15 protein-coding genes and 2 tRNA genes are annotated in these 18,602 nt (G+C 61.9%); 13 read left to right on the forward strand and 4 right to left on the reverse strand.

Annotated elements, in window-relative coordinates:
• Window positions 1-62 precede the first annotated feature (62 nt).
• Window positions 63-869, reverse strand: a complete 807-nt coding sequence (locus LY622_RS08900; RefSeq protein ID WP_234290575.1) for a sulfite exporter TauE/SafE family protein — start codon at window positions 867-869, stop codon at window positions 63-65.
• Between the two features lie 172 nt (window positions 870-1,041).
• Here LY622_RS08900 and LY622_RS08905 point away from each other — a divergent pair, with 172 nt between their 5' ends.
• The 4 genes from LY622_RS08905 to LY622_RS08920 all read left to right on the forward strand — a co-directional run bounded on the left by LY622_RS08905 (window position 1,042) and on the right by LY622_RS08920 (window position 4,639).
• Window positions 1,042-1,896 (forward strand): AraC family transcriptional regulator, encoded by an 855-nt coding sequence (locus LY622_RS08905; protein WP_234290576.1) that lies wholly within the window; start codon window positions 1,042-1,044, stop codon window positions 1,894-1,896.
• Between the two features lie 38 nt (window positions 1,897-1,934).
• Window positions 1,935-2,609: a LysE family translocator gene (locus LY622_RS08910; RefSeq protein ID WP_234290577.1), complete on the forward strand. Its 675-nt coding sequence runs from the start codon at window positions 1,935-1,937 to the stop codon at window positions 2,607-2,609.
• Between the two features lie 920 nt (window positions 2,610-3,529).
• Window positions 3,530-3,865: a TraR/DksA family transcriptional regulator gene (locus LY622_RS08915; protein WP_234290578.1), complete on the forward strand. Its 336-nt coding sequence runs from the start codon at window positions 3,530-3,532 to the stop codon at window positions 3,863-3,865.
• A 168-nt stretch (window positions 3,866-4,033) separates the two neighbouring features.
• Window positions 4,034-4,639, forward strand: coding sequence for a hypothetical protein (locus tag LY622_RS08920; protein WP_234290579.1), 606 nt, complete (start codon window positions 4,034-4,036; stop codon window positions 4,637-4,639).
• 13 nt (window positions 4,640-4,652) lie between these two features.
• Here the strand turns inward: LY622_RS08920 and LY622_RS08925 are convergent, their stop codons facing one another.
• Window positions 4,653-5,252, reverse strand: a complete 600-nt coding sequence (locus LY622_RS08925) for a helix-turn-helix domain-containing protein (protein WP_234290580.1) — start codon at window positions 5,250-5,252, stop codon at window positions 4,653-4,655.
• A gap of 414 nt (window positions 5,253-5,666) precedes the next feature.
• On the opposite strand from LY622_RS08925, the gene gltX reads away from it, so the two are divergent.
• The 3 genes from gltX (at window position 5,667) to LY622_RS08940 (ending at window position 7,408) form a co-directional block, all read left to right on the forward strand.
• Window positions 5,667-7,148 carry a glutamate--tRNA ligase gene (gltX, locus tag LY622_RS08930; RefSeq protein WP_234290581.1) on the forward strand — a complete coding sequence of 494 codons (1,482 nt, stop codon included), beginning with the start codon at window positions 5,667-5,669 and terminating at the stop codon, window positions 7,146-7,148.
• A gap of 83 nt (window positions 7,149-7,231) precedes the next feature.
• Window positions 7,232-7,307, forward strand: a tRNA-Ala gene (locus tag LY622_RS08935).
• A gap of 25 nt (window positions 7,308-7,332) precedes the next feature.
• Window positions 7,333-7,408 (forward strand) — tRNA-Glu (locus LY622_RS08940).
• 481 nt (window positions 7,409-7,889) lie between these two features.
• Here the strand turns inward: LY622_RS08940 and LY622_RS08945 are convergent.
• Both LY622_RS08945 and gltA read right to left on the reverse strand, forming a co-directional pair.
• Window positions 7,890-8,780 carry an NAD(P)-dependent oxidoreductase gene (locus LY622_RS08945; RefSeq protein WP_234290582.1) on the reverse strand — a complete coding sequence of 297 codons (891 nt, stop codon included), beginning with the start codon at window positions 8,778-8,780 and terminating at the stop codon, window positions 7,890-7,892.
• Between the two features lie 145 nt (window positions 8,781-8,925).
• Window positions 8,926-10,212: a citrate synthase gene (gene gltA, locus LY622_RS08950; protein WP_234290583.1), complete on the reverse strand. Its 1,287-nt coding sequence runs from the start codon at window positions 10,210-10,212 to the stop codon at window positions 8,926-8,928.
• Window positions 10,213-10,677: 465 nt separating this feature from the next.
• Here gltA and sdhC point away from each other — a divergent pair, with 465 nt between their 5' ends.
• From sdhC to odhB, 6 genes are all read left to right on the forward strand, one after another.
• Window positions 10,678-11,055 carry a succinate dehydrogenase, cytochrome b556 subunit gene (gene sdhC / locus LY622_RS08955; protein WP_234290584.1) on the forward strand — a complete coding sequence of 126 codons (378 nt, stop codon included), beginning with the start codon at window positions 10,678-10,680 and terminating at the stop codon, window positions 11,053-11,055.
• Complete coding sequence (gene sdhD, locus LY622_RS08960) at window positions 11,049-11,396, forward strand: succinate dehydrogenase, hydrophobic membrane anchor protein (RefSeq protein ID WP_234283151.1); 348 nt, start codon at window positions 11,049-11,051, stop codon at window positions 11,394-11,396. Before sdhC ends, sdhD begins: the two co-directional genes overlap by 7 nt.
• A gap of 3 nt (window positions 11,397-11,399) precedes the next feature.
• Window positions 11,400-13,172 (forward strand): succinate dehydrogenase flavoprotein subunit, encoded by a 1,773-nt coding sequence (sdhA, locus tag LY622_RS08965; protein WP_234283149.1) that lies wholly within the window; start codon window positions 11,400-11,402, stop codon window positions 13,170-13,172.
• Between the two features lie 12 nt (window positions 13,173-13,184).
• Window positions 13,185-13,895, forward strand: coding sequence for a succinate dehydrogenase iron-sulfur subunit (locus LY622_RS08970; RefSeq protein WP_234283146.1), 711 nt, complete (start codon window positions 13,185-13,187; stop codon window positions 13,893-13,895).
• Window positions 13,896-14,147: 252 nt separating this feature from the next.
• Entirely contained in the window at window positions 14,148-16,979 is a 2,832-nt protein-coding gene (locus tag LY622_RS08975; RefSeq protein ID WP_234290585.1) for a 2-oxoglutarate dehydrogenase E1 component, read from the forward strand.
• A 42-nt stretch (window positions 16,980-17,021) separates the two neighbouring features.
• Complete coding sequence (gene odhB, locus LY622_RS08980; protein WP_234290586.1) at window positions 17,022-18,590, forward strand: 2-oxoglutarate dehydrogenase complex dihydrolipoyllysine-residue succinyltransferase; 1,569 nt, start codon at window positions 17,022-17,024, stop codon at window positions 18,588-18,590.
• Window positions 18,591-18,602: the final 12 nt, after the last annotated feature.

The following is an 18,602-nucleotide window of genomic DNA, read 5'->3' on the forward strand; positions in this document are numbered from 1 at the left end:
ATATTCTATCAGTTCTGGTCAATCCTTGACCATCTCAGGTACTGACCATCGCCGGGACAGCCTTATGCCGTGAACACCGCATACACCATCTGCAGCGCCAGCCCCATCAGCATGACGGCGAAGACCCGCTTGAGCAGCGCCACGGGGAGCTTGTGGGCGAGCCTGGCCCCGATGGGAGCGGTGAGGATACTGAAGGGCGCCATCAGCAGCAGGGCGGGCAGGTAGACGTAGCCCAGGGCGGCCGTCGGCAGGCCCGGCGTGGCCCAGCCATTGATGATGTAGCCCAGTGCACCCGCCATGGCGATGGGTAGCCCCACGGCCGCCGAGGTGCCGATGGCGCGGGGCAGTTTCACGTTGCACCAGGTCAGGAAGGGCACCGTCAGCGAGCCACCGCCGATGGCCACCAGGGCCGAAATGCCGCCAATGCCGAGGCCGGCACCGCTCAGGCCGACCGGGCCTGGCAGGCTGCGGCTCGGCTTGGGCTTCAGGTTGGCGAGCATCTGCAGCGACATCAGCACCATGAAGCAGGCGAAGAAGATGGCCAGGCCTCGGGTCGGGATCAGGGCGGCGATGAAGGTCGCCATGAAGGTGCCGATCAGTATACCCGGCGTAATGACGCGTACGGTTTGCCAGTCCACGGCCCCGTGGCGATGGTGGGATAGCAGGCTGGCGGTGGCGGCGGGGATGATGGCCGCCATGGCGGTGCCCAGGGCCAGGTGAGCGAGGTGCTCGTGGGGCACGCCCTGCAGCACGAACAGTGAGGTAAGAATCGGCACCATGATACCGCCACCACCGATACCGAGCAGGCCGGCCATGATGCCGACCACGCCGCCCAGGGCAACGTAGGCCAGCCACCAGATGAGTTCCAAGGTCGCGTCTCCTGAAAGGGCTTCGCCAGAGTTGGCGAGCTATTGTACGGGAAGTTGGCTTCGGGCGGGGCCGGCGTGAGGCTATGCTATTGGCTGCACGGCCCGTCGATATGGGAAGCGCTTGCGGAGACATGGCACTGAGTGGGGCATGGCGTGAATGCAGGGGGAGGTGATGCGGATCGAGCGAGGGACCGATAGAGGGAATAAGAGAGAGCTGCCTGCTCATCGTGCCGTGGCCCACAGGGTGGCCATCGCCGGCCTGGAGGCCTTCAGCCTCGCCTCCGACAGAACGTTTCCCCGGCACTCCCACGACCAGTTCGGGGTTGGCCTGGTCGTTTCCGGCGGCCATCGCTCCTGGAGCGGCCTCGGCATGGTGGACGCCCGAGCCGGTGATCTGATCACGGTCAATCCCGGAGAGCTGCACGATGGCAGCCCGATGAATGGCATTCCCCGAGCCTGGCAGATGCTCTATTTCGACCCGACCCTGGTGGCGTGCGGTTTGGAAGGAGCCCTGGATGGCGACGGGGGCCGGCCGATCGAGTTTGCCAGGCCGGCTATTGATGATCCCCGGTGTGCGGCGCTGTTTCAAACCCTGTTCGCCGAGGCGACGCGGCTTGGCAGTGAGCCGATGGCCATCGAGGAGGCGACGCTTCACTTCTTGGCCGAGGCGTTTCGTCGGCACGGCGCCTACCAGGCCCGCTGCGACGATCGTCTCCCTCGTATGGCAAGGGTGCGCCAATGGCTGGACGAGGCGCCGGAGCAGACGGCCTCACTGGCAGACCTGGCTGCCCTTGTCGGAGTGAGCCGTTATCAATTGCTGCGCGGTTTTGTCCGCGAGACCGGCATGACGCCTCATGCCTATCGCGTTCAGCGGCGTGTGCGTATGGCAAGACAGTGCATCATCGCAGGCCAGACGCTGAGCCAGGCGGCGGCGGGGTCCGGCTTCGCCGACCAGAGCCATATGACTCGGGCCTTCACGCGGCAGTTGGGTATTTCACCCGGGCGCTACCGGGCGGCACTGGGATGACGTGAGAACCTGCAATTTCCTTCAAGACGCTCTTCCCGATGGCGAGCACAGTGGTGGTGAGCCAATGCTCGACCCACCTCAGCCATTGGGAGAGTCCTCTCGTGAGTATCGAATTTCTGCTGACGTCCCTGGTCGTTGCCGCCTTGCCTGGAACCGGGGTGATCTTCACTCTGGCAGCGGGAGTCACGCGTGGCGTGATGGCGGGGATCCTGGCGGCCGCAGGCTGTACCCTGGGCATCGTGCCGCACATGGCGGCCGCCACGCTTGGCCTCGCCCCCTTGTTGCATACCAGTGCCGTGGCCTTTCAGTTTTTCAAGTTTGCGGGGGTCGGTTACCTGCTCTACCTTGCATGGTGCACGCTGAAGCAGAGGGGGGCGCTCAGCGTTGAGCAGGATGCCAGCCCGCAGGCCGGCTGGCGCATCATGGCCTCTGCGGCATTCGTTAACCTTCTCAATCCGAAGCTGACGATCTTCTTCCTTGCGTTCCTGCCCCAGTTCGTCGACGCCAGCGAAAGCACCCCGTTGCTGAGGATGCTGGAGCTGAGCGCTGTCTTCATGGTGGTAACACTGGTTGTCTTCAGCGGCTACGGCACTTTTGCGGCGGTCGTGCGCAACCATCTGTTTTCCAGGCCAGGGGTGTTGGCCTGGATGCGCCGAGGTTTTGCGGCTGCCTTCGTGGCACTCGGCTTCCGGCTTGCCTTGATGGAGCGATAGCGGCGTGGCCGATGATTGTGGCTGATTTCCTACAGAGCGTGTAGGCGATTTCCTACAAGCCTGGATAACCTGCGTTAAGCGTTTTTCCTGGCCAAGCTGGCATGGTGGAGTCATTGAGCAATGGAAGGCTCAACAGGGAAGATCAAGCCAGGAGGGCTCGGCAACCAGGGATGCGCGAACAGGAAGTTCGTGATGGACAGGAAAGGGAAGTGGAGATAGAAGCCCGGCCTTACGGCCGGGCTTTCTTGTGAGTGCCATGCTCTTGAGTGCCGGGATTAATGAATAATCATCTTCTCTGCGGAAAAGTAGGCAGCCGTAAGAAAGAGGAAATGAGCAGGAGTTCATGGAATCGCAAGGAAGGGGGTGTTGTTCATAATGGCATCATGATGTTTTTACCTTTATCACGTGCTTATGGTCCTGGTCACATGGTTCGGTAATAACGGTGGTAGATACTCCTTCGGCGGATTGAAGCGGTGCAGGTTAAGCTACCTGTTGTCAGATCATGGGTGAAGGCCGATGAAAGACAGGAAATCTCCGAGCCTTTACGCGGCGCTGTGAAAGCCCGTGCGATGTGTTCAGGACGGCTACGAACATGGTGGCGGTCGACGTTGAGTGACTGGCAGGTGCCGTTGCTACTTCTACGGAGTCCTTGACATTTTTCCTTGTCAAAGACGGTGAAGAGAGGAAAGTTGGCCCCTTCTTTATCAGAGAAAACTGTTCGAGAATTGGCTTCTGGTTGATGAGGTGGATTATGAAATACGATGACCGGTGAGCATATGCAAGCCCTGTGAAGAGTGGCTTGTTCGCCTTGTTCCTGATGGATAAATTGAATTTCCCGCCTTGCTTATGATCCCGCTTCGGCTTCCATCAAGAAATATGCTATGTAGAAGAGATGGGCATCAACCGAGTGGAGGTGAAAGATGAACCGACAGCGCATACTGGAATCCCTGCGGGATGAACTGATCGAGCGGGCGGATCGCTACAAGGTACACAAGGCGCGCTTGGAGCAGCCGTTGGACAGGGATATGGAAGACCAGGCCATTGAGCTGGAGAATGAGGACGTCATCGATGCCTTGGAGCAGGAGGCCGAGGAGGAGCTGCACAAAGTGATGCATGCGCTGGCGCGTGTTGAGAGCGGCGAAGGTAATGTGTGCGAACGGTGTGGAGAGCCGATCGACCCGCGGCGTCTCGAAGCGCTGCCCTATGCGGTGCTGTGCCTGGAGTGTGCCGATGCCAAGACTCGGCAGCAGCCTTAGTCAGCGCTGGATAGACGGAAAACTCCATGTCCACTTGCGATCTTGAGGCGCCGCTTGGCTCTCCCCGAGCAGGGCGCGCCCGGAGATGCGTCAATTAAAGTCGCCGTTGGGACGAACCGTCCAGCCCGGTGGTAGTCTAGAAGATCAATGTTCGGTCTGGAGGAATTCATGAAGGTACGGCGTCGACTGTCCTGCGTTGGATTGGTGACTCTGCTGGCGCTGTCCGGCTGTGGTAACGACACTGGGCCGGAAGAAACGGGGCCGGAAGAAGAGGTGGCGAATGAACAGCCCGAAGACGTCGCGACCAACGAGGTAGACATGGAGCCTGCCGTGGAGGAGCCGGAGGTGGAGCCGCTGGAGGTGGCTATCGATGTCGCGGCCGCGCTGCGTAGCGACAGGCGGCTGATGGTAGAAGGGGAGACCAACTTGCCAGAAGGGGCGCGCCTGGTGATCGTGGTGGAGCGTGAGTTGAGCGGTGTGCGTTGGCAGTCGCGTACCGAGGTCCAGGGCAGCCGCTTTGAAGCGGGGCCTTTCGGACCGGGAAGCGGGCTGCCGGACGGTGGCTATAGCATTACCGTGAACCTGCCGGAGGCCAGTGTGCAGCCGCTAGCGATTCGTGAGCGGATCGGCGACGAGGGAGAGCATCTGGCCGGTCCGCTGGTCAGGACCTCGCGTCACGGCCTGGGGCAGGTGGCGAGCTATTCGCGGCGCTACCTCATCGGCACTGAGCCCCGCCGGACCACCGATGAAGTGGAAGTGCTGGGCGTCGAATGAGGCACGGAGGGGCTTAGCTCCCCTCCTGGCGCCAGCGTGCCAACAGTCTACCGACCGGATGATCATCCTTCTGCAGCGGCCTGGCCTGAGCCGTTGCTGCTTTCTCACCGCTGTAGAGCAACTCCCCGCCATGCCCGCGCTCCAGTTGGCCGATGAACAGGCCCAGGGCGCCTTCTATCAAGTAACGGCCAGGCTGGTCGAAGGTATCGATTGGCCCGAAGGCGGCCAGATCGCCGGAGTCCAGGTAGTCGAAACGTTCGCCGGGGGCAGGCGTGACCAGGTAGCACTCACCCTGCCAGTTGATACCGGCCAGGAAGCTCTCGGGCAGCGTGATGCGGTTGGCATTGGGATCATGCCAAGGCGCGGGAGGGTGGCTGCTCAGATAGAGCGGAGTGGATAGCGTGTCGACGCTGTCATCCTCCAGCAGGCGCCGCAAGGGGCAGCCCAAGGCATCCGCCAGAGCGACAAGGCGCTCGTGGCCGATCTGTTTGATGGCGCCGGACTCCCAGTAGGAAATCGTGACATCGGAAACGCCGACTTTTCTTGCCAGTGCCGCCTTGTTGAGGCTCGCCTCTAGCCGAAGCTGCTTGATGCGTGGGCCCAATGCATGCATCTCTTGATTCCTGCCAACGATGATTAAAAGAAGGGGATAGTCGATGATCTGTGTTAACTGTGCAAATTTAGCGCGTCAACGGTAAAAAGACTATTGAAGAGTGGAGTGCGAAACCCCTCAAGCGTGCTGTTGCGCGCTTGCCGGTCATGGAGGCTCTGCTTGGTACTGGTTTCTGTTATTTTACGTATATAGCGTAACTATTCTGTGTATTAAGCCCTCGGTATAGGAGCCTTTTGTGTCGCTAGCTCTTGCGTGCCCCTGTAATGCCCGCTCCTTTGTTCAACGGCTTTGTTCAACGGAAGGTTACCGTCATGGTGAATTCGGTCGTGAGAAAGGATTTCCGGGTGCGGCTGCCTGTGTCGAGGCAGGTGCGTATAATGGCGCGATGCCCATCCCTCAATGGATAAGGACGACATGACCGTACGTACTCGCATTGCGCCGTCACCCACGGGTGACCCCCATGTGGGCACCGCCTACATTGCCCTGTTCAATCTCTGCTTCGCGCGCCAGCACGGCGGGCAGTTCATCCTGCGCATCGAGGATACCGACCGGGTCCGATCTACCACCGAGTCCGAGCAAATGATCCTGGATTCGCTGCGCTGGCTGGGCCTGGAGTGGGACGAAGGGCCGGATGTGGGCGGCCCCCATGGGCCTTACCGTCAGAGCGAGCGGGGAGACATCTATGCCGAATATGCCCGGCAGCTGGTCGATGCCGGCCACGCCTTCAAGTGCTACCGTACCGGCGAGGAGCTGGATGAGCTGCGTGAGGCTCGCAAGGCAGCCGGCATGCACCTGGCGCTGAAGCCCGCCGACCTGGCCTTGCCCAGCGATGAGCAGGCGCGCCGCGAGCGAGAAGGGTGGCCGCATGTCGTGCGCATGAATGTGCCCACCACTGGTACCTGCCTGATCGAGGATATGTTGCGCGACACCATCGAAGTCGACTGGGCCCAGGTCGACGCGCAGATCCTGCTCAAGTCCGATGGCATGCCTACCTACCACCTGGCCAATGTGGTGGACGATCACCTGATGGGCATCACCCATGTGCTGCGCGGCGAAGAGTGGATCAACTCGGCACCGAAGCATCAATTGCTCTATGAGTACTTCGGCTGGCAGATGCCGGTGCTCTGCCATATGCCGCTGCTGCGCAACCCCGACAAGTCGAAGCTCTCAAAGCGCAAGAACCCCACCTCGATCAATTACTATCGAAGGATGGGCTTCCTCCCCCAGGCGGTGACCAACTACCTTGGCCGCATGGGCTGGTCGATGCCCGACGAGCGCGAGAAGTTCAGTCTCGACGAGATGATGACGCACTTCGATGTCCAGCGAGTCTCGCTCGGCGGTCCGGTCTTCGATCTCGAGAAGCTGACCTGGCTCAACGGTCTCTATATTCGTGAGGACCTTGACGACAAGGCCTTCCTGAAGGCCTTGATGGAGTGGGCCTTCAACGAGGAGTACGTGGGTCAGATCCTGCCTCAGGTGCGCACCCGGGTGGAAACCCTTTCCCAGGTAGCACCGCTGGCCGGCCATTTCTTCTCCGGCCTGCCGGAGATCGAGGAGGGCGATTTCGACAGCGTCAAGCTTGGGCGGGAGGAGTTGGTCAAGCTGCTGCAATTCCTGGTCTGGCGCTTCGAGGTCGTCCCGGCCTGGCACAAGGAGGTATTGCTCGGCGAGGTCAAGTCGCTGGCCGCGCATTTCGATCTCAAGATGAAGGACTTCCTGGCACCGGTCTTCATCGCCATTACCGGTTCTGCGGCGAGCACCTCGGTCATGGATGCCATGGCCATACTGGGCTCCGACATGACCCGGGCGCGCTTGCGCCACGCCATCGAGGTGCTCGGCGGGGTCTCCAAGAAGCAGGCCAAGCGCTTCGAGAAGGAGTACCGCGAGCTTGCCTGAGACGGGCTCCGGGAAATCGTCTTTATCTTGTTGACGAAGGCGAGGCTAATCAGTACTATACGCCTCGTCTTCACGAGACATGTGGGGCCTTAGCTCAGCTGGGAGAGCGCAACACTGGCAGTGTTGAGGTCAGCGGTTCGATCCCGCTAGGCTCCACCAATCGACGGCTCGTGTGCGACCTTGCGTCCCATTCGTCTAGTGGTCCAGGACACCGCCCTTTCACGGCGGGAACAGGGGTTCGAACCCCCTATGGGACGCCACTCTACTCTGAAATCTAGCTCCCCCGAGACGCCTGGTGCGTCTTTTTTGTTGCCTGGTCGCCCCTGGCGGGTGACGGCTTCCGCTTGCGTGTAAAACGCATTGAAGTGCCGGTTTTTCGCTATTTAGGGCTTGACTTGTCCACTCGTCCAAGTCCGTCGCCTCTCCCCTGTGTGCAGTTTTCTCCATCCCGCCGCACCCCAGATGTTTTCCATAAAACCCTTCTTTTTCAACAGCTTGCAATCGGTTAAAAATTAACCAATCTAACGGCAACCCTCTGGCCATGCCGATTCGATGGCATTATCTGGTGGTTGTGAACAGGGTTATCCACAGAATGTGTGGAAAACGTTCCGGTGCCGTGGAGAGCGGCGATTCATGCCCGATGAAGGAGGCTTGTCAAGCGGTGGGTCGTAGTTTCTTCATACTCGGTGAGCAGGGCAAGGTCTCGGGGCGTCACATCCGCGATGAGGCCCCGAGACGGCCTCAGTCGCGGCCCAGGCCGCGCAGGCGACGGAGCAGCGATGAGGTGTCCCAGCGACCGCCTCCCATGGCCTGAACGTCGCCATAGAATTGATCCACCAGTGCGGTCACCGGCAGGCGGGCCTGGAGTCGGCGAGCCTGCTCGAGGCAGATGCCCAGGTCCTTGCGCATCCAGTTCACCGCAAAGCCGTGCTCATACTCGTCCTCGATCATGGTCTTGTGGCGATTTTCCATCTGCCAGGACCCGGCTGCCCCTTTGGCGATGACATCGATGACGCGCTGCTGGTCGAGCCCGGCCTGCTCGGCGAAGTGCAGGCCCTCGGCAAGGCCTTGCACCAGGCCGGCGATGCAGATCTGGTTGACCATCTTGGTCAGCTGGCCACTGCCGGCAGGGCCCATCAGGGCCACGGCGCGGGCGTAGTGGGCGAGAATGGGCTCAACCCGGGCGAACTCGCTCTCTTCGCCGCCACACATGATGGTCAGGGCGCCATTGATCGCGCCCTGCTGGCCGCCGGAAACGGGAGCATCGATGAAGCCGATGCCCTGCTCGTGACAGATTCCTGCCAGCTCTTCGGCCAGATCGGACGATGCGGTCGTATGGTCGACCAGCAGGCTGCCGGCGGCCATGCCTCGCAGGGCGCCCTGTGAGCCGGTTGTCACCTGGCGAACGTCATCATCGTTACCCACGCATACCAGTACCAGATCGGCCCCCTGGGCGGCTTCCTGAGGGGTTGTGTGGTGGCTGCCTCCATGTTCGGCGACCCAGGCCTCGGCCGTGGCGCCGGTTCGGTTGTAGACGCGTACTGTCAGGCCCTGCCTGGCGAGGTGGCCGGCCATGGGATAGCCCATCACGCCGAGGCCGATAAAGGCGACAGTCGAAATCGTATGGTTCATTGAAGCATCCTTCTCGTTGATGACGGGGCCAGAGACCGCTGAGGCGAAGTCTCAAGTGGCACCTGTACGCGAAAGGCCGCCCAGCGGGCGGCCTTTCGGTACCGAGCGGCCTTGGCCGCATCCTGCCGGGTAGTGACAGGATAGATTACTTGGCGGGGTAGTCGCGCTGCGGATGGCCAATATAGAGCTGGCGCGGGCGACCGATCTTGTAGTCTCCGGTGATCATCTCGTGCCAGTGGGAGATCCAGCCAATCGTGCGCGACACGGCGAAGATCACCGTGAACATGTTGGTCGGAATGCCCATGGCCTTGAGGATGATGCCGGAATAGAAGTCGACGTTGGGGTAGAGCTTGCGCTCGATGAAGTATTCGTCCTCCAGTGCGATCTGCTCCAGGCGCTTGGCGATCTTCAACTGCGGGTCATCGGCCATGCCCAGCTCGGCCAGCACTTCGTCGCAGGTCTCCTTCATGACCTTGGCGCGCGGGTCGAAGTTACGATAGACGCGGTGGCCGAAGCCCATCAGGCGGAAGGGGTCGTCCTTGTCCTTGGCCTTGTCGACGAAGCGCTGGATGTTTTCTTCCGAGTCGTCACCGATCTCGTCGAGCATGGCCAGCACGGCTTCGTTGGCGCCGCCGTGGGCCGGGCCCCAGAGTGCGGCGATGCCGGCGCTGATGCAGGCGAACGGGTTGGCGCCGGTGGAGCCGGCCAGGCGCACCGTGGAGGTGGAGGCGTTCTGTTCATGGTCGGCGTGGAGCATGAAGATACGGTCCATCGCCTTGGCGAACACCGGGTTGATCTTGTACTCCTCGCAGGGGTTGCTGAACATCATGTAGAGGAAATTCTCTGCATAGTTCAGATCGTTGCGCGGATAGTTGAACGGCTGGCCGATGTTGTACTTGTAGGACATCGCGGCGATGGTCGGCATCTTGGCGATCAGGCGGATGGCGCTGATTTCGCGATCCTCGGCCTTGGTGATGTCCATGTGGTCATGGTAGAAGGCCGCCAGGCCGCCGACCACGCCGCACAGGATCGACATCGGGTGGGCGTCGCGGCGGAAGCCCTTGAAGAAGTTGTTGATCTGGTCGTGGACCATGGTGTGGTTGCTGATGCGCTTCTCGATGTCGGCATACTGCGCATCGTCCGGCAGTTCGCCGAACAGCAGCAGGTAGCACATCTCGACGAAGTTGGACTCCTTGGCCAGTTGCTCGATGGGGTAGCCGCGGTGCAGGAGCACTCCCTTTGCGCCATCGATGTAGGTGATGGCGGACTGGCACGAAGAGGTGGCCATGAAGCCCGGGTCGTAGGTAAACAGGCCTTCTGCGCCGAGGCCGCGCACATCTACCACATCGGGCCCAAGGGTGCCCGAGTAGACCGGCAGGTCGACCGGTTTATCCAGTCCGTCTACCGTCAGTGTCGCTTTCCTGTCAGCCATGCTGGCCTCCTCTCGAAGTCGAATTGAAACGTTAAGTCGTTATTTCGCAAACAGTGTTTTCTTATGCTGGGCCGCGAAAAAGGTTTGCCCACTATAGAAGCGTTCCCGGGATTGTCAATTGGCCTTAAGCGACTCCTCGGTTGTACGCAATCCTTGTGGTGTATCGGGTTTTGTACAACAATTGGTGCTGTGCACCATGAATGCCCCATGGGGCGGCCCAGTTGGCATGTCGCCGGACGCACGGGCACAAGTCAGGGTGCCCAATGGGCTTGAACCATGGTCGAGTTCGGTGGGTGTTCATTTGTCACTAGGGGTTCATATCCCTATAATCCACTGCGCGCGACTGGCAGGTACTCGTTGTCATGTCCGTCCCGGCAACGGCGAGCCCCCTACCTCAAACCACCGCCCGCATTCCAGCCAAGCCCGATCGGCAAAGGAGCGAGCCAAGAGAGTGTGTATAGAGCCGTGAATAGCAAACGACCCGTCAACCTCGACCTCACCACGATAGAGTTCCCACTTCCCGCCTTGACGTCGATCGCCCATCGGATCACCGGCGTCATCCTTTTCATCGGCCTGATCTTCGCCTTCTGGGCCCTGGACAAGTCGCTGTCGTCCCCGGCCGGCTTCGAGGCCGTCCGCGACACCCTGGCCAACAATATTCTGGCGAAACTGGTGGCCTGGGGTCTGCTGTCGGCCTTGGCCTTCCATTTCGTGGCCGGCATCAAGCATATGCTGATGGATGCCGATATCGGCGTGACCCTCGAGGGGGGCGTCAAGAAGGCACAGGCCACCGTGGTCATCAGTGCCGTCCTGATCATTCTGGCGGGAGTCTGGGTATGGTAACCAACATCACCAATCTGGGTCGCAGCGGCCTGTCCGACTGGCTGATCCAGCGCGTGTCGGCGGTCATTCTGGCGCTCTATACGCTGTTTATCGTCGCCTACCTGCTGTTCAATCCGGGACTCGACTACTACACCTGGAGCGGCCTGTTCGCCCAGACCTGGATGCGCATCTTTTCATTGCTGGCCTTTATTTCTCTTGCCGCTCACGCCTGGGTCGGTCTGTGGACAGTGACCACCGACTACATGAAGTCGACCGGGGTCCGTCTCGGCACCCAGCTCGTCATCATCCTGGCCATCTTCGTGTTCCTGGTCTGGGGCATTCAAGTTCTGTGGGGAGCCTGATACATGTCTACCATGCGTAGTCTGACATTCGACGCCATCATCATCGGCGGCGGCGGCGCCGGCATGCGTGCCGCTCTCGAGCTGGCCAAGTCCGGCAAGAAGACCGCCGTGCTGTCCAAGGTCTTCCCGACTCGCTCACATACCGTGTCCGCCCAGGGCGGCATCACCTGTGCCATTGCCTCGGCCGACCCCAACGACGACTGGCGCTGGCACATGTATGACACCGTCAAGGGCGGTGACTACATCACCGATCAGGACGCCGCCGAGTACATGTGTTCCGAGGGTCCCAAGGCGGTCTTCGAGCTCGAGCACATGGGCCTGCCGTTCTCGCGCTTCGAGAATGGCCGCATTTACCAGCGCCCCTTCGGCGGCCAGTCCAAGAATTTCGGCGAGGGTGGCCAGGCGGCGCGCACCTGTGCTGCGGCCGACCGTACCGGCCACGCCCTGCTGCACACCTTGTATCAGAATAACCTGAAGAACAACACCACCTTCCTCAACGAGTGGTTTGCCGTCGATCTGGTCAAGAATGCCGATGGCGACGTGGTGGGCTGTATCGCCATGTGCATCGAGACCGGCGAAGTGGTGCACGTCAAGTCCAAGGCCACCGTGCTGGCCACCGGCGGCGCCGGGCGTATCTACGCCTCCACCACCAACGCCCTGATCAATACCGGCGATGGCATCGGCATGGCGCTGCGTGCCGGCTTCCCCATGCAGGACATGGAGATGTGGCAGTTCCACCCCACCGGCATCTACGGTGCCGGGGTGCTGGTCACCGAAGGCTGTCGCGGCGAGGGTGGCTACCTGGTCAACAAGGATGGCGAGCGCTTCATGGAGCGCTATGCACCCAACGCCAAGGACCTGGCCGGTCGTGACGTGGTGGCTCGCTCCATGGTCATGGAGATCCTCGAGGGGCGTGGTTGCGGCGAGAATGGCGATCACGTCTATCTCAAGCTGGACCACCTCGGCGAAGAGGTGCTCAACAAGCGCCTGCCCGGCATCAGCGAACTGTCCAAGATCTTCGCCCATGCCGATCCGACCGAGGCGCCGATTCCGGTGGTGCCGACCTGCCATTACATGATGGGCGGCATCCCCACCAACGTTCATGGCCAGGCGATCATGCAGGATGCCGACGGCAACGACCAGATCGTGGGCGGCCTGTTCGCTTGCGGCGAGGCGGCCTGCGTCTCGGTGCACGGCGCCAACCGCCTGGGCGGCAACTCCCTGCTCGACCTGGTGGTGTTCGGCCGGGCGGCCGGCATGTTCATCGAGAGCGCGCTCAATGAAGGGGTCGAGTACCTCGACGCCAGCGAGTCCGATATCGACAGTGCGATGACGCGCATCAACCGCTGGAACGAGTCCAGTGGCGGCGAGTCGGTCGCCGACCTCAAGGTCGAGCTGCAGAGCATCATGCAGAACGCCTTCGGCGTGTTCCGCCAGGAAGACAACATGCAGGAGGGCGTCAAGAAACTCGCCGAGCTGCGCGGTCGCATCGCCGAAGCACACCTGGTCGACAAGTCCGGCGCCTTCAACACGGCGCGCATCGAGGCCCTGGAGCTGGACAACCTGATGGAAGTCGCCGAAGCGACCGCCATTGCGGCACTGGAGCGCAAGGAGAGCCGTGGCGCGCACTCTCGCTACGACTATCCGGACCGCGACGACGTCAACTGGCTGAAGCACTCCATGTACTTCCCGCTCGAGAAGAAGGTCGGCAAGCGCGACGTCAACTTCAAGCCGAAGACCGTTGACACCTTCGAGCCCAAAATCCGCACCTATTAAGGGGGAGTCACGATGTCCATGCTTCAGGTATCCATTTACCGCTACAATCCGGAAACCGACTCCGCGCCCTACATGCAGGAGTACCAGGTGGACACTCAGGGCCGCGACCTGATGGTCCTGAACATTCTGGAGATGCTCAAGGCCGAAGACACCACCCTGGCCTATCGTCGTAGCTGCCGCGAAGGCGTGTGCGGCTCCGACGGCATGAACATGAACGGCAAGAACGGCCTGGCCTGTATCACCTCGCTGTCCGATGTGGTCAAGAATAACAAGCTGGTGCTGCGACCGCTGCCGGGCCTGCCCGTGGTGCGTGACCTGGCGGTCGACATGGGGCTGTTCTACAAGCAGTACGAGCGCATCCAGCCCTACCTGCAGAACGACGAGCCGGCGCCCGCCATCGAGCGCCTGCAGTCGCCGGAAGAGCGCGACAAGCTCGACGGCCTCTACGAATGCATCCTGTGCGCCTGCTGTTCGACTGCCTGCCCGTCGTTCTGGTGGAACCCGGACAAGTTCGTCGGCCCGGCGGGGCTGCTGCAGTCTTACCGTTTCCTGGCCGACTCGCGGGATACCGCCACCCAGGCGCGCCTCGCCGAGCTGCAGGATCCGTTCAGCGTATTTCGTTGCCGCGGCATCATGAACTGTGTGGCGGTGTGCCCCAAGGGGCTCAACCCGACACGTGCCATTGGCAAGATCCGTGACATGCTGCTCGCGAATGCCACTTAAATCGTGGCCAAGGGCTTGCTATCATGGCTGCCGGAATCTGGCCGCGGCGAGTTGCCGCGGTCGTTTCCCGCGCAGCAGGTCAAGAGCCGGTGCCATAGGTACCGGCTCTTGACCATGGATTTCAGGGATTCCGGCCTGGCGGCCGGAACCGCCGGGTAAGGAAGACGCCCTTCCGGCAGGGCACCAGCCAAGCCGTCACGGCTGGCCCGTGACGGCGCCGACAACACCCCATCAGTGTAGGGTGACCGAGAGATGCAACAAGGCATAATGGAGTTGATGTGGAACAGCTCCCACGTGAGCGGCAGCAACGTTCACTATGTGGAAGCGCTCTACGAGCAATACCTCGCCGACCCAGGTTCCGTCCCCGAAGAGTGGCGAACCTACTTCGACCAGCTGCCCAGTGCGGAAGGCGGCTCTACCCACGACGTCCCCCTCAGTCCCATCCGCGATCAGTTCGAGCAGTTGGGGCGTGCACGCCGAACGACAGCGGTCGCCGCCGCCGACAGCGGCGAGAGCAGGAAGCAGGTCAAGGTCCTTCAGCTGATCAACGCCTATCGCTTCCGGGGCCACCAGAAGGCCGATATCGATCCGCTCGACCTGCGTAGCCCGATACCGGTTCCCGACCTGGACCTCTCCTTCCATCAGCTTTCCAAGGCCGACCTGGATACCGAGTTCCAGACCGGTTCCTTCTTCATGGGCCTGGACACGGCACCGCTGCGCGAGATCGTCGAGGCGCTGGAGCAGACCTACTGCCGCTCCATCGGCTGCGAGGTCATGCACATCGTCGATACCGAGGAGAAGCGCTGGCTTCAGCAGCGGTTCGAGTCGGTGCGTTCGTCGCCCAAGTACAGCGATGAGGTGCGCAAGCATCTGCTGGAACGCCTGACCGCTGCCGAGGGGCTGGAGAACTACCTGGCGTCCAAGTATCCGGGCACCAAGCGCTTCGGCCTGGAAGGTGGCGAATCCTTCATTCCGATGATGGACGAGCTGATCCAGCGAGGAGGCGGCTACGGTGTCAAGGAAGTGGTCATCGGCATGGCCCACCGCGGACGTCTCAACCTGCTGGTCAATATCCTCGGCAAGAACCCGTCGGAGCTGATCGACGAGTTCGACGGCAAGAAGATCATCGAGCGCGGCTCCGGTGACGTCAAGTACCACCAGGGCTTCAGCTCCAACGTGATGACACCGGGTGGCGAAGTCCACCTGGCCTTGGCCTTCAATCCCTCCCACCTGGAGATCGTCTCTCCCGTGGTCGAGGGCTCCGTGCGGGCGCGCCAGGACCGTCGTGACGACCTGGAAGGCACCAAGGTACTGCCGATCAACATCCATGGTGATGCGGCCTTCGCCGGTCAGGGCGTGGTCATGGAGACGTTCCAGATGTCCCAGACCCGTGCCTACAAGACCGGTGGGACGATTCATATCGTCATCAACAACCAGGTCGGCTTCACCACCTCGCATCCGCAGGACACGCGCTCTACCGAGTACTGCACCGACATCGCCAAGATGGTTCAGGCACCGATCTTCCACGTCAACGGCGACGATCCGGATGCCGTGCTGCATGCGACACAGGTGGCGCTGGACTACCGTCAGCAGTTCAAGAAGGACGTGGTCATCGACCTGGTCTGCTATCGCCGCCGGGGCCACAACGAGGCCGACGAGCCTTCCGGCACCCAGCCGATGATGTACCGCAAGATCAAGGACCACCCGTCGTCGCGTACCCTCTACGCCCAGCGCCTGGTGGAGCAGGGCGTGCTCTCCGAGGAAGACGCCAAGGCGATGATCGAGACCTATCGCGAGGATCTGATGGCCGGCAACCATGTGGCCAACGCCCTGGTGCAGCAGCCCAACACCTCGCTGTTCGTCGACTGGCATCCCTACCTGGGCCACGAGTGGAGCGGTCATGCCGAGACCGGGGTCGAGATGAAGCGCCTCCAGCGCCTGGCCGCGCGGATGTGCGAGATTCCCGACGGCGTCGAGGTGCAGCGCCAGGTGGCCAAGATCTACGAAGACCGCCGCAAGATGCAGGCCGGCGGACTGGGCCTGAACTGGGGGTTCGCAGAGACCCTGGCCTATGCCACCCTGCTCGACGAGGGCCATGCGGTGCGCATCACCGGCCAGGACGTGGGACGTGGCACCTTCTCCCACCGCCACGCGGTGGTACACAACCAGAAGGACGGCAGCGTCCATGTGCCGCTGCAGCACATGGCCGATGGCCAGCCGCGCTTCACCATCCACGACTCCTTCCTCTCCGAGGAGGCCGTGCTGGCGTTCGAGTATGGCTATGCGACAACGGCGCCCAACGACCTGGTGATCTGGGAAGCGCAGTTCGGCGACTTCTTCAACGGCGCCCAGGTGGTGGTCGATCAGTTCATCTCCTCCGGCGAGACCAAGTGGGGGCGTCTGTGCGGCCTGACCATGCTGCTGCCCCACGGCTATGAGGGGCAGGGCCCGGAACACTCCTCCGCGCGCCTCGAGCGCTTCCTGCAGATGTGCGCCGAGCACAACATGCAGGTCTGTGTGCCGACCACGCCGGCGCAGATCTTCCATCTGCTGCGTCGCCAGGTGATCCGCAAGCTGAGAAAGCCGCTGGTGGTGATGACGCCCAAGAGCCTGCTGCGTCACAAGGAGGCTACTTCCAGCCTGGAAGACCTCGCCAATGGCCACTTCCACATGGTGCTGCCGGACCAGGGCAATCTTGCTGCCCAGCGGGTCAAGCGCGTCATCATGTGCGCAGGCAAGGTCTACTACGACCTGGCGGCCTGGCGTGAAGAGAACGAGCGTGTCGATACCGCTATCCTGCGTATCGAGCAGCTCTACCCCTTCCCCAAGGAGGAGCTCTTCGAGGCGCTCAAGGATTACGTCAACCTCGAGTCGGTGGTGTGGTGTCAGGAAGAGCCGCTCAACCAGGGAGCCTGGTACTCGAGCCAGCACCATATGCGGGCCGTGGCCGACATGCTCAAGGACGGCCTGGGTGGCCAACTGAAGTTTGCCGGTCGCCCGGCATCGGCGGCACCCGCCGCGGGCTATATGTCCGTGCATACCGAACAGCAGCGCCAGCTGGTCGAAGACGCCTTCACCATCTAAGGCGATTCACCAGAACGAGAGAGATCACACAAGGGAAACGACATGGCTACCGAGATCAAAGCGCCCACCTTTCCGGAATCCGTTGCCGAAGGCAGCGTGGCTGCCTGGCACAAGAAGCCCGGAGACAGCGTTGAGCGCGATGAACTGATCGTCGAGATTGAAACGGACAAGGTGGTGCTCGAGGTCCTGGCGCCCGAGGCCGGCACGCTGACCGAGGTAATGGCCGAAGAGGGCGACACCGTCCAGTCCGAGCAGGTACTCGGCAGGGTCGGTGAAGGCAAGGCATCGGGAGGAGAAGAAAAGGGCGGCAACAAGAACGAGAAGAAAACCGACGCCAAGGCCGACCAGAAGGCGGCGGCAAAGAGCGATGCCAAGGCGGAAAAACCCGCCGGTGGTGGCAAGCAGCATCAGGTGAAGGCGCCCACCTTCCCCGAATCGATCCAGGAAGGCACCGTGGCCACCTGGCACAAGCAGGTGGGTGAGGCGGTCAAGCGCGACGAGGTGCTGGCCGACATCGAAACCGACAAGGTGGTGCTCGAGGTGGTCGCACCGACGGATGGCGCACTCGCCGAAATCAAGGCCGAAGAGGGCAGCCAGGTCGAATCCGAGGCCGTGCTGGCGATCTTTACCGAAGGTGCCGGTGGCGACGCCGCCGCGCCGGCCGAGGAAGCCGCCGCGGGCGGTGACGAAGGCGCGGACGAAAAGGTTGGCGACAAGATTCTGGCGCCGGCCGCGCGCAAGATGGTTGCCGAGCACGACCTCGACGTCAGCAAGATCGACGGCACCGGCAAGGGCGGCCGCATCCTCAAGGAGGACGTTCAGCGTGCCGTACAGGCGGGCTCCGCCAAGAAAGTCGCCGCGTCGTCCGCAGCGCCCAAGCAGGCTGCTGCTGCACCAGTCGTCGAAGGCGAGCGGCCCGAGAAGCGGGTGCCCATGAGCCGCCTGCGCAAGACCATCGCCAAGCGCCTGGTCGAGGCACAGCAGACCGCCGCGATGCTGACCACCTACAACGAGGTGGACATGGGGGCGGTGATGAGCCTGCGGGCCCAGTACAAGGACACCTTCATCAAGACCCACGACGTCAAGCTTGGCTTCATGGGTTTCTTCGTCAAGGCGGCTTCCGAGGCGCTCAAGCGCTTTCCGGACGTCAACGCCTCCATCGATGGTAGTGACATCGTCTATCACGGCTATCAGGACATCGGCGTGGCGGTCTCCACCGACCGCGGCCTGGTGGTGCCGGTGCTGCGCGACACCGACAGCATGAAGATCGCCGACGTCGAAAAGGGCATCGTCGACTTCGGCAAGCGGGCGCGTGACGGCAAGCTCGGCATCGACGAGATGCAGGGCGGTACCTTCACCATCACCAACGGTGGGATCTTCGGCTCGCTGATGTCGACGCCGATCATCAACCCGCCGCAGACCGCCATTCTGGGCATGCACAAGATTCAGGAACGCCCCATGGCGGTGAATGGCAAGGTGGAAATTCGTCCGATGATGTATCTGGCCGTCTCCTATGATCACCGCATGATCGATGGCAAGGACGCGGTACAGTTCCTGGTCACCATCAAGGAACTGCTGGAAGATCCGGCCCGCCTGCTGCTGGATGTCTGAGCGACGCCCGAT

Origin of the sequence: Halomonas alkalisoli, assembly GCF_021412585.1 — a bacterium.
GTDB lineage: Bacteria > Pseudomonadota > Gammaproteobacteria > Pseudomonadales > Halomonadaceae > Halomonas > Halomonas alkalisoli.